The sequence below is a fragment of the Streptomyces sp. NBC_00178 genome (assembly GCF_036206005.1).
Lineage (GTDB): Bacteria > Actinomycetota > Actinomycetes > Streptomycetales > Streptomycetaceae > Streptomyces.
This window is the reverse complement of the sequence record NZ_CP108143.1, coordinates 1,167,564-1,182,015: the sequence shown is the minus strand read 5'-3', so window position 1 is coordinate 1,182,015 and position 14,452 is coordinate 1,167,564. Positions and strand designations below refer to the sequence as shown.

At 70.3% G+C, this 14,452-nt stretch carries 13 protein-coding genes and 1 riboswitch; of the genes, 10 read left to right on the top strand and 3 right to left on the bottom strand.

Translation table 11 applies throughout. The features are described from left to right. The first annotated feature begins 54 nt into the window (after window positions 1-54). From OHT61_RS04930 to OHT61_RS04890, 9 genes are all read left to right on the top strand, one after another. Complete coding sequence (locus OHT61_RS04930) at window positions 55-2,550, top strand: mannose-1-phosphate guanyltransferase (protein WP_329035356.1); 2,496 nt, start codon at window positions 55-57, stop codon at window positions 2,548-2,550. Between the two features lie 97 nt (window positions 2,551-2,647). Then, window positions 2,648-3,568 (top strand): DUF881 domain-containing protein, encoded by a 921-nt coding sequence (locus OHT61_RS04925; RefSeq protein ID WP_329035354.1) that lies wholly within the window; start codon window positions 2,648-2,650, stop codon window positions 3,566-3,568. Then, window positions 3,565-3,897 carry a small basic family protein gene (locus OHT61_RS04920; RefSeq protein WP_003970459.1) on the top strand — a complete coding sequence of 111 codons (333 nt, stop codon included), beginning with the start codon at window positions 3,565-3,567 and terminating at the stop codon, window positions 3,895-3,897. The genes OHT61_RS04925 and OHT61_RS04920 overlap by 4 nt, the downstream gene beginning before the upstream one ends. 5 nt (window positions 3,898-3,902) lie before the next feature. Beyond that, window positions 3,903-4,724, top strand: coding sequence for a DUF881 domain-containing protein (locus tag OHT61_RS04915; RefSeq protein WP_329035352.1), 822 nt, complete (start codon window positions 3,903-3,905; stop codon window positions 4,722-4,724). A gap of 190 nt (window positions 4,725-4,914) precedes the next feature. Continuing rightward, window positions 4,915-5,664 (top strand): FHA domain-containing protein, encoded by a 750-nt coding sequence (locus OHT61_RS04910; RefSeq protein WP_329035351.1) that lies wholly within the window; start codon window positions 4,915-4,917, stop codon window positions 5,662-5,664. Window positions 5,665-5,706: 42 nt separating this feature from the next. After that, window positions 5,707-6,450: a transcriptional regulator FtsR gene (gene ftsR, locus OHT61_RS04905; RefSeq protein ID WP_329035350.1), complete on the top strand. Its 744-nt coding sequence runs from the start codon at window positions 5,707-5,709 to the stop codon at window positions 6,448-6,450. Window positions 6,451-6,503: 53 nt separating this feature from the next. Beyond that, window positions 6,504-6,977 carry a bifunctional nuclease family protein gene (locus OHT61_RS04900; RefSeq protein WP_006123076.1) on the top strand — a complete coding sequence of 158 codons (474 nt, stop codon included), beginning with the start codon at window positions 6,504-6,506 and terminating at the stop codon, window positions 6,975-6,977. 169 nt (window positions 6,978-7,146) lie between these two features. Next, window positions 7,147-7,764: a MerR family transcriptional regulator gene (locus OHT61_RS04895; RefSeq protein ID WP_329035348.1), complete on the top strand. Its 618-nt coding sequence runs from the start codon at window positions 7,147-7,149 to the stop codon at window positions 7,762-7,764. Window positions 7,765-7,839: 75 nt separating this feature from the next. Next, window positions 7,840-9,294, top strand: a complete 1,455-nt coding sequence (locus OHT61_RS04890; protein WP_329035346.1) for a DNA polymerase IV — start codon at window positions 7,840-7,842, stop codon at window positions 9,292-9,294. Here OHT61_RS04890 and OHT61_RS04885 read toward each other — a convergent pair. Then, window positions 9,207-9,587: a PRC-barrel domain-containing protein gene (locus OHT61_RS04885; RefSeq protein WP_329035344.1), complete on the bottom strand. Its 381-nt coding sequence runs from the start codon at window positions 9,585-9,587 to the stop codon at window positions 9,207-9,209. The genes OHT61_RS04890 and OHT61_RS04885 overlap by 88 nt on opposite strands. 134 nt (window positions 9,588-9,721) lie before the next feature. Then, a riboswitch (glycine riboswitch) is annotated at window positions 9,722-9,817 on the top strand. A gap of 192 nt (window positions 9,818-10,009) precedes the next feature. On the opposite strand from OHT61_RS04885, the gene gcvP reads away from it, so the two are divergent. Then, window positions 10,010-12,895: an aminomethyl-transferring glycine dehydrogenase gene (gene gcvP / locus OHT61_RS04880; protein WP_329035342.1), complete on the top strand. Its 2,886-nt coding sequence runs from the start codon at window positions 10,010-10,012 to the stop codon at window positions 12,893-12,895. A gap of 70 nt (window positions 12,896-12,965) precedes the next feature. Here the strand turns inward: gcvP and OHT61_RS04875 are convergent, their stop codons facing one another. After that, a complete protein-coding gene (locus OHT61_RS04875) occupies window positions 12,966-13,172 on the bottom strand; it encodes a DUF5999 family protein (protein WP_103759919.1) in 207 nt (68 codons plus the stop codon). A gap of 284 nt (window positions 13,173-13,456) precedes the next feature. Continuing rightward, window positions 13,457-14,053, bottom strand: coding sequence for a hypothetical protein (locus OHT61_RS04870; RefSeq protein ID WP_329035340.1), 597 nt, complete (start codon window positions 14,051-14,053; stop codon window positions 13,457-13,459). Between the last annotated feature and the right edge of the window lie 399 nt (window positions 14,054-14,452).

Sequence of the window (14,452 nt, the reverse complement as noted above, 5' to 3'; positions counted from 1 at the left end):
CCCGACGGGTGAAGTCGGCTCGACCGTCGTCTCTTCGAGGAGGACGTTACCGACATGAAGGCCGTCGTGATGGCAGGCGGCGAAGGCACACGTCTTCGCCCCATGACTTCGAGCATGCCCAAGCCGCTCCTGCCCGTGGCCAACCGGCCCATCATGGAGCACGTGCTGAGGCTGCTCAAAAGGCATGGGCTCAATGAGACCGTCGTTACGGTCCAGTTCCTCGCTTCCCTCGTCAAGAACTACTTCGGCGACGGCGAAGAACTCGGAATGGAGCTCAGCTACGCCAACGAGGAGAAGCCACTCGGCACCGCGGGCAGCGTGAAGAATGCCGAGGAAGCCCTCAAGGACGACACCTTCCTCGTCATTTCCGGCGACGCGCTCACCGACTTCGACCTCACCGATCTCATCGCTTTCCACAAGGAGAAGGGTGCACTCGTCACGGTGTGCCTGACCCGGGTTCCGAACCCCCTGGAATTCGGAATCACCATCGTGGACGAGCAGGGCAAGGTGGAACGTTTCCTGGAAAAGCCGACCTGGGGCCAGGTCTTCTCGGACACCGTGAACACGGGCATCTACGTCATGGAGCCCGAGGTGTTCGACTACGTCCAGGCCGACACCTCCGTCGACTGGTCGGGCGACGTGTTCCCCCAGCTCATGAAGGACGGCAAGCTCATCTGCGGCTACATCGCGGAGGGCTACTGGGAGGACGTGGGCACGCACGAGAGCTACGTGAAGGCCCAGGCCGACGTGCTCGAGCGCAAGGTCGACGTGGAAGTCGACGGCTTCGAGATCTCCCCCGGGGTCTGGGTGGCGGAAGGCGCCGAGGTCCATCCGGATGCCGTCCTCCGGGGCCCTCTCTACATCGGTGACTACGCCAAGGTCGAGGCGGGCGCGGAAGTCCGAGAACACACCGTGATCGGGTCCAACGTCGTCGTGAAATCCGGTGCCTTCCTGCACCGGGCCGTCGTCCACGACAACGTGTACGTGGGTGAGCACAGCAATCTCCGCGGCTGTGTCATCGGAAAGAACACCGACGTCATGCGCGCGGCCCGTATCGAGGACGGGGCGGTCATCGGCGACGAGTGTCTCGTCGGCGAAGAATCGATCATCCAGGGCAACGTCCGGGTCTATCCGTTCAAGACCATCGAGGCCGGCGCCTTCGTCAACACCTCGGTGATCTGGGAGTCCCGCGGACAGGCCCACCTGTTCGGAGCCCGCGGTGTCTCCGGAATCCTCAACGTCGAGATCACGCCGGAGCTCGCCGTGCGGCTCGCCGGTGCGTATGCGACGACGCTGAAGAAGGGCGCGACGGTCACCACCGCGCGAGACCACTCCCGCGGTGCCCGCGCACTGAAGAGAGCCGTCATCTCGGCCCTGCAGGCGAGCGCCATCGACGTACGCGACCTCGAGAACGTCCCGCTGCCCGTCGCGCGGCAGCAGACCGCGCGGGGCAGCGCCGGCGGGATCATGATCCGTACGTCGCCGGGCGTGCCCGACTCGGTCGACATCATGTTCTTCGACGAGCGGGGCGCCGACCTGTCCCAGGCCCGGCAGCGCAAGCTGGACCGGGTGTACGCACGGCAGGAGTACCGCAGGGCCTTCCCGGGTGAGATCGGGGACCTGTACTTCCCGTCCAGTGTCTTCGACTCCTACACGGGGTCCCTGCTTCGCAACGTCGACACGGCGGGTATCGCCGACGCGGGGCTCAAGGTCGTCGTGGACGCGTCCAACGGCAGTGCCGGGCTCGTCCTGCCCAGCCTGCTGGGGCGTCTCGGTGTGGACGCCCTCACGATCAACCCCGGGCTCGACGAGTCCCGGCCCACCGAGTCCGCGGAGTCGCGCAGGGCCGGCCTGGTGCGTCTCGGCGAGATCGTGTCGTCCGCGCGCGCGGCGTTCGGCGTGCGGTTCGATCCGGTCGGCGAGCGGCTCTCGCTGGTGGACGAGCGCGGCCGGATCATCGAGGACGACCGGGCCCTCCTGGTCATGCTCGACCTCGTGGCCGCGGAACGGCGCAGCGGGCGGGTGGCTCTGCCGGTGACGACCACGCGTGTCGCCGAACAGGTCGCGGCCTACCACGGCACCCAGGTGGAGTGGACGACGACATCGCCGGACGACCTGACACGCGTGGGCCGTGAGGACTCCACCATCTTCGGCGGCGACGGCCGGGGCGGTTTCATCGTCCCCGAGTTCAGCAGTGTCTTCGACGGCGCCGCGGCCTTCGTCAGGCTCATCGGTCTGGTGGCGAGGACGCAGCTCACGCTCAGCCAGATCGACGCGCGCATCCCGCGTGCCCATGTCCTGCGCCGGGACCTCGCCACCCCTTGGGCGGTCAAGGGCCTCGTCATGCGCCGGGTCGTCGAGGCGGCCGGTGACCGGAGCGTGGACACCACCGACGGTGTCCGGGTGGTCGAGACCGACGGCCGCTGGGTGATGGTGCTTCCTGACCCGTCCGAGGCGGTCACCCACCTGTGGGCGGAAGGCCCCGACGAGGCGGCGACCCAGGCCCTCCTCGACGAATGGGCGGCCGTCGTGGACAGCGCGGGCGACTGAGCGGGTCGTGACGGCCCGGAAGCCCCCGCGAGGCGGCTTCCGGGCCGTCGCCGGGCGCATTCGGCGGTGGCAGCCATGACGTGCGACGATGTGCGGCATGTCGCAGCCGCCCCCCGATCGGAGTAGCGCAACGCCGCCTCCCCGTCCCGACGCGTCCATGTCGCTGCTGACCACGGTGATGGAGCACAGCCTCGACGAGGGATACGCCGAAGCCTCGGCACGCCGCAGGGCTGACGGCAGCGCCGGAATGCCGCGCACGCTCAAGGCGAAACTCGGCCTCGGCGCGGGCCTGGTGCTCGCCGCCCTCGTGGTGACCCTCGGCGCCGCTGAGGCCCGGGTCGCGGCACCGGTGCTGGCCAAGGAGCGCGAGGAGCTCATCGACCGCGTCAACGCCGAGACCTCGACGGCGGACGCGCTCGAGAAGGACGTAGAGGCCCTGCGCGAGGACGTCGGCGAACGGCAGCGCAAGGCCCTCGAACAGCACGGCGGGGACCAGGGCGGGCTCGTGGCGCTGCTCTCCGGCGCGACCCCGGTCGAGGGGCCCGGCGTCAAACTTGTCGTCGACGACGCGGAGGACACCGACCAGGGGGGCGGTGGCCCGCGCGAGTCCACCGGCTTCGCCGACACGGGGCGGGTGCGCGACCGGGACATGCAGCGCGTCGTCAACGGTCTCTGGCAGTCCGGGGCGGAGGCCGTCGCCATCAACGGGCAGAGGCTGACCGCCCTGTCGGCGATCCGTGCCGCGGGCGACGCCATACTGGTCGACAACAGGCCGCTGGTGCCGCCGTACACGGTGCTCGCGGTGGGGGACGGGAAGAAGCTCGTCAGCAGGTTCCGCGACAGCGCGGACGGCCTCTATCTGCAGGCACTGCACGAGAGCTTTGACATCCGCACCAGCATCTCCGCCCAGGAGATGGTGCGTCTGCCTGCCGCGCCCAGCCTGATCGTACGTACAGCAGAGCCTCAGGCCGCAGACACGGGCAGTGGTGCGGCAGACTCAGGGAAGGGCACATCGTGATCGCCGTACTGGGCCTCGTCGTGGGAGTCGTGGTCGGACTGTTGGTCCGCCCCGAAGTGCCGGCGGTGGTCGAGCCGTATCTCCCGATCGCCGTCGTGGCGGCGCTGGACGCCGTCTTCGGCGGCCTGCGTGCCATGCTCGACGGGATCTTCGTGGACAAGGTCTTCGTGGTGTCGTTCCTGTCGAACGTCGTGGTGGCGGCCCTGATCGTCTTCCTCGGCGACAAACTGGGTGTCGGCGCGCAGCTCTCCACCGGTGTGGTGGTCGTGCTCGGCATCCGCATCTTCTCCAACGCCGCGGCGATCCGCCGCCACGTCTTCCGGGCTTGAGGCCGATGAGCAGCGAACAGCACCCGAGCAGCGAGGAACCGCCCGGCGCGCTCCCGCCGGAGGCGCCCGGGCCTTCGCCGTCGGCGCCGCCTGCTCCGGCACAGGGGGTCACCGGCCGTCAGCGGCTGAGGGCCGGGCTCTGGCCGCCCCGAGTGAGCAGGGCCCAACTCATCGTCGCGCTGCTGCTGTTCGTCCTGGGGCTGGGTCTCGCGATCCAGGTCAGGTCGAACAGCGACAACAGCGCGCTGCGGGGCGCCCGTCAGGAGGACCTGGTGCGCATCCTCGACGAGCTGGACAACCGCACCCAGCGCCTGGAGGACGAGAAGCAGCGCCTCGACGACCAGCGCACCGAGCTGGAGAACAGCTCCGACCAGGCGGAGGAGGCCCGTAAGCAGACGCTGGAGAAGGAGCGCCAGCTCGGTATCCTGGCCGGTACGGTCGCGGCGCACGGCCCGGGGATCACCCTGAGCATCGGCGACCCGAGTGGTGCGGTCGAGGCCGACATGCTCCTCGACACCATCCAGGAACTGAGGGCCGCGGGTGCGGAGGCCATCGAGATCAACGGTGTCCGCGTGGTCGCCAACACGTACTTCTCCGGTGACGGGGGAGACCTGAGGGTCGACGGCCGCAGGATCGAGGCTCCGTACGAGTTCAAGGTCATCGGCAAGCCGCAGGATCTCGAGCCCGCCCTCAACATCCCCGGCGGTGTGGTGCAGACGCTGGAGAAGGAGCAGGCCACGGCGGAAGTGGCCCGCGCCGAGGACATCGTCGTCGATGCCTTGCGTCCGGCGAAGCAGCCTGATTACGCTCGGTCGTCGTCGCGGTGAGGACCTGGTGCACAGTGGTCGAAGGACATGGGTACGAGGTTGCGGGGGGTCGGCGCAACGGATCGGTGGCCCGTGGTGGAAACTGTCGGGTGGACACGGACGTTGTGAAGATGTCCGGGTCGGCAGGTGTGTTCGTTCAGGGTTCGTCCTGCCCCACGGGCGGGTCTATTTCGGTCAAGGGGAAACGCCCGTGAAGTTGTTTGCGAAGTTGTTCGGAAAGAGCACCCGCGAGGACAGCGGCAGTGCTGCCCGTCACCGCGCCCCGCGCCAGGGCCAGGGGGCCGAGGAGCAGGGCACGGAGCGCCCGCTCTTCCGTGATGAGATGCCGGGTACCCCCGGCGGGTCCGGCGCGCCGTCCGGCGGCCCGGCCGGTGCAGGACGCATAGGCTTCGGAGGCCCGTCGGCAGGCGGAGGGCTGGTCTGTCCGAGGTGCGGCCACGACAACGCCGAGGCCGGCCGCTTCTGCTCCAACTGCGGTGCGCCGCTGCGGGGCGGGATCCCCGAGCGTGCCTCGGAGACGACGTCGACGATCTCGATCTCCGGCATCGAGGCCTACGAGGCCGAGGCGACGGGCCAGACGGTCCTCCCCTCGCTCTCGCCCGAGGCGCAGGCCGCGGTCGACGCCCTGCCGGCCGGATCGGCACTCCTGGTGGTCCGGCGAGGCCCGAACTCGGGCAGCCGCTTCCTGCTGGACGGTGACCTGACGACGGCCGGCCGGCACCCGCAGGGTGACATCTTCCTGGACGACGTGACCGTGTCGCGGCGCCATGTGGAGTTCCACAGGAATCCGGACGGTAGTTTCACCGTGGGCGACGTCGGCAGCCTCAACGGCACCTACGTCAACCGTGAGCGCATCGATTCCGTCGCGCTGTCCAACGGCGACGAAGTCCAGATCGGGAAGTACCGACTGGTCTTCTACGCGAGCCAGCGCGGCGTGTGACCCTTCCCCGGACCCGGTCCGGGGGGACCCCCAGGAAGGTCCATGCTGCGAACACCGACAGGCGGTGCCGGTCACGGCACCGCCGCCGCGGTCGAGCGAGCGATGAGCATCGGCACGGTGCTCCTCCAGCTGCGCGACGAGTTCCCCGAAGTCACCATCTCCAAGATCCGCTTCCTGGAGGCGGAAGGGCTCGTGGAGCCGGAGCGCACACCATCGGGCTACCGGAAGTTCTGTTCGGCCGACGTCGAGCGGCTGGCCCAGGTCCTGCGGATGCAGCGGGACCACTATCTGCCGCTCAAGGTCATCCGGGAGCACCTGGACGCCCTGGAGCGCGGTGAACAGGCCGGTCTGCCGTCCGCCGGCGGCCCGGGTGAGCCAGGCGACGCTCCGTGGGACCAGGACGCCGCGCGGGCGACCGCCTCCCGCATCGGGCGCCCGGAGCTGCTGGCGGCCGCCGAGATCAGCGAGGAGCAGCTCGTCGAGTGGGAGGCGTACGGCCTCGTGGTGCCCGCGGCGGGGGGAAGCTACGACGCCGAGGCGGTGACCGTCGCCAGGCTGGTGGCGGATCTGGGCCGTTTCGGCCTGGAACCTCGGCATCTGCGGGCCGTGAAAGCCGCCGCCGAGCGTGAGGCGGGTCTGGTCGAGCAGGTGGTCGCGCCCTTGCGCCGCCACAGGAATCCGCAGACCAGGGCCCATGCGGAGGCCACGGCGAGGGAGCTCGCCGACCTGTCCGTCCGGCTGCACGCCGCGCTCGTTCAGACGGCGCTGAAAGCCGGGTTCCACTGAGCCCGGAGGAGCCCGACTATCCAAACATGGCGAGCACGTCCTAGGGTTGCTGTGTGAACGAGCTCGACGTTGTGGGTGTCCGGGTGGAAATGCCCTCCAACCAACCGATCGTGCTCCTGCGTGAAGTGGGAGGCGACCGGTACCTCCCTATTTGGATCGGCCCTGGGGAAGCGACCGCGATCGCCTTCGCCCAGCAGGGCATGGCTCCGGCCAGGCCGCTGACCCATGATCTCTTCAAGGACGTGCTCGAGGCCGTGGGCCAGGAGCTCACCGAGGTCCGGATCACGGATCTGCGGGAAGGGGTCTTCTACGCGGAGCTGGTCTTTGCCAGCGGTGTCGAGGTGAGCGCGCGGCCTTCCGACGCCATAGCGCTCGCCCTGCGCACCGGTACGCCGATCTACGGCAGTGACGGTGTGCTGGACGACGCCGGCATCGCCATTCCCGACGAGCAGGAGGACGAGGTGGAGAAGTTCCGCGAGTTCCTCGACCAGATCTCGCCGGAGGACTTCGGTACCAACAGCCAGTGAGCGTGCGCCGACGGTCGGCATCAGCGCATCCGACAAGCCGTTCCCGCGAATCAGTCACGGGAAACCACCCTCAGGGTGATTATCACTCGGCGTGCCGAGTGTGGCGATCGTTGACGCACCCCTGGTGACTGCCTACCGTCGAGATGGCAGGTCAAGGACGGAGGTCGGCGTGAGAAGCAGCGGCGACGGTACGGCTGAAGGTGGGCCGTACCGGCAGCACGGCAGTGCGGCCGGCCACTCCATCAGACAGCCGGTTCAGCCGGCGGTGGTGGCAGCGGACGGTGCGGCAGGGGCAGGGGACATCGGCTATCGGGGGCCCACAGCGTGCGCGGCGGCCGGGATCACCTACCGACAGCTCGACTACTGGGCGCGCACGGGGCTCGTGGAACCGAGCGTGCGTCCGGCGTACGGCTCGGGGACGCAGCGCCTCTACAGTTTCAGGGACGTCGTGCTCCTCAAGATCGTCAAGCGTTTCCTGGACACCGGTGTGGCGCTCCAGAACATCCGCACGACCGTCCAGCACCTGCGGGCCCGCGGGTTCACGGACCTCGAGCGGATGACTCTCATGAGCGACGGGGCGACGGTCTACGAGTGCTCCTCGCCCGACGAGGTCGTCAGCCTCCTCCAGGGGGGCCAGGGGGTCTTCGGTATCGCCGTCGGCGTCGTCTGGCGGGACGTGGACGTGGCGCTGTCGCAGCTCCACGGTGAGCGCATCGACACCGGCGAGACGCTGGTCGGCAACAACCCGGCCGACGAACTGGCCCGGCGGCGCAACCGCGCGGGCTGACGAGGCACCCGCCCCGACCGCCCCGCACGTGCCGTGCGGGGCGGTTGTCAGTGGCGTAGGGCACCATCGGATCCTGTGAGACCCGCGCCCACCATCCTGCATCTGGACATGGATGCCTTCTACGCCTCCGCGGAGCAGGCGGCGAAGCCCAGCCTGCGCGGCAAGCCGGTGGTCGTCGGCGGTCTCGGCATGCGCGGCGTGGTCGCCACCGCGTCCTACGAGGCCCGGCGCCTGGGTGTGCACTCCGCCATGCCCATGGCGCAGGCCAGGCGGCTGGCCCCCAACGCTGCCTACCTGGTCCCGCGCTTCTCGCTGTACCGCACCGTGAGCGACCAGGTGATGGAACTGCTCGGCCGGCTCTCACCGCTCGTGGAGCCGCTCAGCCTCGACGAGGCCTTCGTCGATCTGGAGGCCGGTGGCGTCGCCGACGACTCCGCCTCGGCCCGGGCTCTCGGCGTCCAGCTGCGGACGGTCATCAGGGCGGTCACAGGGCTCAGCGGCTCCGTGGGCCTGGCCGGGTCCAAGATGCTGGCCAAGATCGCCTCGGAGGAGGCGAAGCCCGACGGGCTCATGCTGATCGAGCCGGGCACCGAACGCGACCTCCTCGCACCGAAGTCGGTGCGGATCCTTCCCGGTGTGGGGCCCGCCACCGGCGACCACCTCCGGCGCGCCGGGATGACGGTCGTCCAGGACCTCGCGGAGGCCGGTGAGGCGGAGCTCGTGCGCCTCCTGGGCAAGGCGCACGGGGTCGCGCTGCACCGCATGGCACAGGGCTTCGACGACCGCCCCGTCGTCGCGGAGCGCGACGCGAAGTCGGTCTCGGTCGAGGACACCTTCGACGTCGACCTGCACGACCGGGTGCGGGTCAGGACCGAGGTGGAACGCCTGGCGGACCGCTGCGTGGGGCGGCTGCGGGACGCGGGCCGGTCCGGGCGCACGGTCGTGCTCAAGGTGCGGCGCTACGACTTCTCGACGCTCACCAGGTCCGAGACCCTGCGCGGGCCCACCGACGACCCCGGGGTGGTCAGGGAGGCCGCCGCGCGGCTCCTGGAGGCCGTGGACACCACCGGCGGCGTGCGGCTGCTCGGGGTCGGTGTCACGGGGCTCGCGGACTTCACGCAGGAGGACCTCTTCGCCCAGGCCGCCGAGGCGGAGCAGGCCGAGGTGGCAGCCGCGGCGGAACCCGTCGCGGCCGGTCCCGTCGCCGCCGACGCTGCGGCTCCCGACGGCACCGCCCCGCCCTCGGGCCACCGCTGGGCCGCCGGACACGACGTACGGCACGAGGTGCACGGGCACGGGTGGGTGCAGGGCAGTGGTGTCGGCCGCGTCACCGTGCGGTTCGAGGAGCCGTGGACCGCGCCGGGAAGGGTGCGCACGTTCCGTGTCGACGACCCTGAGCTCCGGCCGGCCGATCCGCTCCCCCTGGTGCGCGACCCGGTGGACTACTCCTCCTGGCCGGCCAGCTTCCCGAAGTCCCTGTCCGGGGCGGACGGGCCCGAGGGGGCGGACGGGGCGGAGTCCAGCCCGTAGTGCCGGTAGAGCTGCAGCTCCTGCTCGGGTGAGAGGTGGCGGCCCACCCCGAAGTCCGGCGCGTCCCTGATCAGCGCCCGGTCGAAGGGGATCACCAGGGTGCCGTCGACCAGTTCGCTCGGTTCCAGCGGCACGAACGCGTCCCGGGTGAACAGCCCGGTGCGCACCGCGGCCCACTCGGGTACACCCGTCGCGTCGTCGAGATAGACCTCGTCCACGGTTCCGATCTTGGCACCCAGGCGGTCGAAGGCCTTGCGGCCGATCAGGCTGCGCGGATCGATGTCGGTCTGCACGGTGCCTCCCACTGCTCGCAACTGCGTCGGGGTGGTCGCGACTGCTCCACAGGCACTACACAAGGCCAGATCCGTGGCATCGGCCACTCGAGACGGGCATCGGCCGGCCCGCTGGTAGGCTGGAACACGGCTGCTGACCCCGCGCGGGAGAGTCCTTCGGAGCGATCCGGAGGCGCCGAAGGAGCAACTCCTCCCCGGAATCTCTCAGGCCCCCGTACCGCACGGACGAGGCCACTCTGGAAAGCAGGACGGAACCCGTACGGCACACGCCGGGTCGGGCCCCGCCCTCACCGACGGTGAAAGCCGGTGTGCCGCAGGCGTGCCGGTGAAGCTCTCAGGTCGAGATGACAGAGGGGGAGGCCGTTCGGGCAGCCACGCCGTGGCGCCCCTCGCAGGTCGTGACAGACCAGGAGGCCTCCATCATGACCCCCCGTCGCACTCCGCTCTCCCAGCTGGAGCAGGGCATCCCCTTCGAGCAGCGTCACATCGGGCCCGATGCCGAGGCCCAGGCGAAGATGCTGGCCCAGGTCGGCTACGGCTCCCTGGACGAGCTCACCGCCGCCGCGGTGCCCGACGTGATCCGGAGCGCCGAGGCACTCGACCTCCCGTCGGCGCGCACCGAGGCCGAGGTCCTGGCCGAGCTGCGGAGCCTCGCGGACCGTAACCAGGTGCTCACCCCGATGATCGGGCTCGGCTACTACGGCACCTTCACCCCGCCGGTGATCCTGCGGAACGTCATGGAGAACCCCGCCTGGTACACCGCGTACACGCCGTACCAGCCGGAGATCTCCCAGGGCCGGCTGGAGGCCCTGCTGAACTTCCAGACGATGGTCGCCGACCTCACCGGGCTGCCCACCTCCGGTGCGTCGCTCCTGGACGAGGGCACGGCCGCCGCGGAGGCGATGGCCCTCGCGCGGCGCGTGGGCAAGGTCAAGAACGGTGTCTTCCTGGTCGACGCCGACACCCTGCCGCAGACCGTGGCCGTGATCGAGACCCGCGCCGAGCCGACCGGCGTCGAGGTGGTCGTCGCCGACCTCTCGGCCGGCATCCCCGCCGAGATCGCCGAGCGGGGCGTGTTCGGTGTGCTGCTCCAGTACCCGGGCGCGTCCGGTGCGGTGCGCGACATCAAGCCCGTCATCGACCAGGCACACGAGCTCGGTGCGATCGTCTCCGTCGCCGCCGACCTGCTGGCGCTGACCCTTCTGACGTCGCCCGGCGAGCTGGGCGCGGACATCGCGGTCGGCACCACACAGCGCTTCGGTGTCCCGATGGGCTTCGGCGGACCGCACGCGGGCTTCATGGCCGTACGCGAGAAGTTCGCCCGCAGCCTGCCGGGCCGCCTCGTCGGTGTCTCCGTCGACGCGGACGGCAACAAGGCCTACCGCCTGGCCCTGCAGACGCGCGAGCAGCACATCCGCCGTGAGAAGGCCACCAGCAACATCTGCACCGCCCAGGTGCTGCTCGCGGTCATGGCCGGCATGTACGCCGTCTACCACGGCCCCGACGGCCTGCGCACGATCGCGCGGCGCACGCACCGCTTCGCCGCCATCCTGGCCGGCGGACTGCGCGCCTCCGGCATCGACGTCGTGCACGACACGTACTTCGACACCCTCACCGTCCGCGTCCCCGGCACGGCGGCCGACGTCGTGGCCGCGGCGCGCGGGCGCGGGGTGAACCTGCGCCTCGTCGACGGCGACCACGTCTCCGTCGCCTGCGACGAGACCACGACCCGCGGCGCGCTCTCCGCGGTGTGGGCCGCCTTCGGCGCCGAGGGCGACATCGAGGCGCTGGACGCCTCGGCGCCCGACGCGCTCCCCGAGGCCCGGCTGCGCAGCGACGCCGTCCTCACCCACCCGGTCTTCCACCAGCACCGTTCGGAGACGGCGATGCTGCGCTACCTGCGCAAGCTCGCCGACCGCGACTACGCGCTGGACCGCGGCATGATCCCGCTGGGCTCCTGCACCATGAAGCTCAACGCGACGGCCGAGATGGAGTCGATCACCTGGCCCGAGTTCGGTGCGCTGCACCCGTTCGCGCCGGCCGAGCAGGCGCAGGGCTTCCTCACCCTCATCCGTGAGCTCGAGGAGCGCCTCGCCGAGGTCACCGGCTACGACGCCGTGTCCATCCAGCCCAACGCCGGCTCGCAGGGCGAGTTCGCCGGTCTCCTGGCCGTGCGCGCCTACCACCGCGCCAACGGGGACCACGGACGCACTGTCTGCCTGATCCCGTCCTCGGCGCACGGCACCAACGCCGCGAGCGCCGTGATGGCCGGCATGAAGGTCGTCGTGGTGAAGACCGCCGACGACGGCGAGGTCGACATCGCGGACCTCCGCGACAAGATCGCGAAGCACCGCGACGAGCTCGCCGTGCTCATGATCACCTACCCCTCCACGCACGGGGTCTTCGAGGAGCACGTCGCCGACATCTGCGGCGAGGTGCACGACGCCGGCGGCCAGGTCTACGTGGACGGCGCCAACCTCAACGCCCTGGTGGGTCTCGCCAAGCCGGGCCACTTCGGCGGCGACGTCTCGCACCTCAACCTGCACAAGACGTTCTGCATCCCGCACGGCGGCGGCGGCCCGGGCGTCGGCCCGGTCGGTGTGCGCGCCCACCTGGCGCCCTACCTCCCCAACCACCCGCTGCAGCCCGCCGCGGGCCCGGAGACGGGTGTCGGACCGATCTCGGCTGCGCCGTGGGGCTCGGCCGGCATCCTGCCCATCTCGTGGGCGTACGTACGGCTCATGGGTGGCGAGGGTCTGAAGCGGGCGACGCAGGTCGCCGTGCTCGCGGCCAACTACATCGCCAAGCGGCTGGAGCCGCACTTCCCGATCCTGTACAACGGCCCGGCCGGTCTGGTCGCGCACGAGTGCATCGTCGACCTGCGGCCGATCTCCAAGGCGACCGGCGTCAGCATCGACGACGTGGCCAAGCGGCTCATCGACTACGGCTTCCACTCGCCGACCATGTCGTTCCCGGTGGCCGGGACCCTGATGATCGAGCCCACCGAGAGCGAGGACCTCGCGGAGCTCGACCGGTTCTGCGACACGATGATCGCCATCCGTGGCGAGATCGAGAAGGTCGCGGACGGCACCTGGAGCGGCGAGGACAACCCGCTGAGCAACGCGCCGCACACCGCGGCCGCGCTCGGCGGCGAGTGGACGCACGCCTACAGCCGTGAGGAGGCGGTCTTCCCGGCCGGCGTCACCCCGTCGGACAAGTACTGGCCGCCGGTGCGCCGGATCGACGGAGCCTTCGGTGACCGCAACCTGGTCTGCTCCTGCCCGCCCCTGGACGCGTACGACCAGTAGGCGCGCGGACGCGCGTCGGGGCCGGTTCGGAGTCCTCTCCGGGCCGGCCCCCGTGTTTCCCCGGCCGCGGTCAGGCGGCCTTCATCACCTGACCGCTCTTCAGCGGCCGGTGGGGTGCGATGATCTGGCCGTCCGGGAGCAGCTCGCCGGTGTCCTCGAAGAGCAGGACGCCGTTGCACAGCAGGCTCCAGCCCTGTTCCGGGTGGTGGGCCATCAGGCGTGCGGCCTCCCGGTCGTTGGAGTCGGCGGTCGGGCAGGGTGGCTGGTGCTGGCACATGGCGGGGTTCTTTCGCTGCGTCGATTCGAGTGTCCTGCGGCTGGACGAGGTGTTCATGGCCGTCCCCGTATCAAGTCGGTCCGTTCCCAGTGTTGCCCTACGGGCGTCGATCCGCAGGGATTTCGCGGCAGCTGCTGTTCTCCTCCCATGACGCATCACCCGGCCGGACGGTTCAATCCAACTGCACTGTCCGTTCGGATGGTTCGGGGTGACCCGGCCGGACTAGTCCGGCCGGGTACACGTGTGCCCCCGCCTAACGGCCGGCGGGGGCGTGACGACGAGGATCAGGCAGGCGTGCCGAGGAGACCGGGCAGCGGAGCCGGGGTGACCCGCAGGGTCATGACCGGCAGGAGGTCGGCGACCCGGTGCGGACGGTGGGGCGTGATGCCGGGAGGCGCGGGAGCCAGGGGCACCAGCAGGTCGTTCGGCGCGAGTGCTCCGGAGCCGGCGTCGTCCTCGGTGTCGCGGTGCAGCCACAGCGTGAGCATGTACAGCTCGGGGATCGAGAGCAGGCGCGGCTGGTAGTGCGTCGTCGACGACTCCGCCTGACGTACGGCGATTTCGGTGGAGACGATGTACGGGCCCTCGAAGAAGTGGGAGAAGGTCCAGCCGTCGGCGGTCAGCATGGTGTCCGCGGCGGCGACGGCGCGTTCCTTGCCCCGGATCAGGAACCGCCAGCCCGCGAGGCGGGTGAGGGGCGCCGCTTCGTGCGGCGCGATCCGGTCCAGCACGTGTACGGGGAGCGGGAGTTCGGGGCTCAGCGATCCCTGGACGGACCGGAGAGCGGGCGTATGGGCCTCGCGGACGGCGGTGGGAGAACCGAGGGCCGCGAGAACGCTGCGCAGTGCGGGCGCGGGAGCCGGTGAAACATGCAGCGGCATAGTGGGTCGCCTCTCACTTCGGAGACACGGTGGAGCGTGGGCGGGTGCAGACGGCGCTGTCGGCGTGCAACGGGGCCAGAGGAAGGCCGGTGACGGGCGGACTGGCCGATGCGTCAACTCTCTGCCTCGTTCGCAGAGTTTATACGACAAATGTTCACACGATGTTTCGGCTAGCCTTCCCGCGTATTGCGCGCAAGGCGGATTCGAGCCTTTGAATTGCGGAGTTCCTGTGGATTCGGTCCGCTCCGGACGTCTGCCGCCAGGTATTTTCCCTCCACGGCGGTAGGCTGAAACCCATCGGTGTTTCCACCCGCGGCGCACACCGCACCCTGCATATGCCGCATGCCGACGGAATGTGCCTCCGGTCTCAGTCGACACACTACTGGGAGTCCGCGGGCC

Coding starts and splice junctions, on each gene's coding strand:
- OHT61_RS04870 (WP_329035340.1), bottom strand. CDS start 14,053: ATGCCGCTGCATGTTTCACCGGCTCCCGCGCCCGCACTGCGCAGCGTT.
- OHT61_RS04915 (WP_329035352.1), top strand. CDS start 3,903: ATGAGCAGCGAACAGCACCCGAGCAGCGAGGAACCGCCCGGCGCGCTC.
- OHT61_RS04925 (WP_329035354.1), top strand. CDS start 2,648: ATGTCGCAGCCGCCCCCCGATCGGAGTAGCGCAACGCCGCCTCCCCGT.
- OHT61_RS04930 (WP_329035356.1), top strand. CDS start 55: ATGAAGGCCGTCGTGATGGCAGGCGGCGAAGGCACACGTCTTCGCCCC.
- ftsR (WP_329035350.1), top strand. CDS start 5,707: ATGCTGCGAACACCGACAGGCGGTGCCGGTCACGGCACCGCCGCCGCG.
- gcvP (WP_329035342.1), top strand. CDS start 10,010: ATGACCCCCCGTCGCACTCCGCTCTCCCAGCTGGAGCAGGGCATCCCC.
- OHT61_RS04875 (WP_103759919.1), bottom strand. CDS start 13,172: ATGTGCCAGCACCAGCCACCCTGCCCGACCGCCGACTCCAACGACCGG.